Source organism: Sutterella massiliensis (assembly GCF_016899755.1).
In the GTDB taxonomy this organism is placed as follows: domain Bacteria; phylum Pseudomonadota; class Gammaproteobacteria; order Burkholderiales; family Burkholderiaceae_F; genus Sutterella; species Sutterella massiliensis.
Map to the genome: position 1 here is coordinate 1 of NZ_JACJJC010000485.1, position 251 is coordinate 251.

Below are 251 nucleotides of genomic sequence, written 5' to 3' on the forward strand. Positions count from 1 at the left end.
GGTTCCGACGGCGCCCGAGAGGATCTGACTGTCCTGCGCTTCCTGCCAGGTAATGCCGAAAGGCGAGACCTTGCCCGCGAAGATGCCGCCCGTGACACCCGCAACGAGCGCACCCGTGCGTCCGGCTTCGAGCGTGCCGTACGGCGTCTCGATGCCCAAAACCGAATTACGGTTGAAGAGGCGGTCGCTGTCGGCGAGCTCCCCCGTGTCGACGTCAAAGCCGTTTTCAAGGTTCATGTACACCTTGAGGT

General features: G+C 62.9%; 1 pseudogene. It reads right to left on the reverse strand.

Features of this window, described 5'->3' with window-relative positions:
• Positions 1 to 237 (reverse strand): annotated as a pseudogene (locus H6A60_RS13415) (hypothetical protein); the annotation flags it as partial.
• Between the last annotated feature and the right edge of the window lie 14 nt (positions 238 to 251).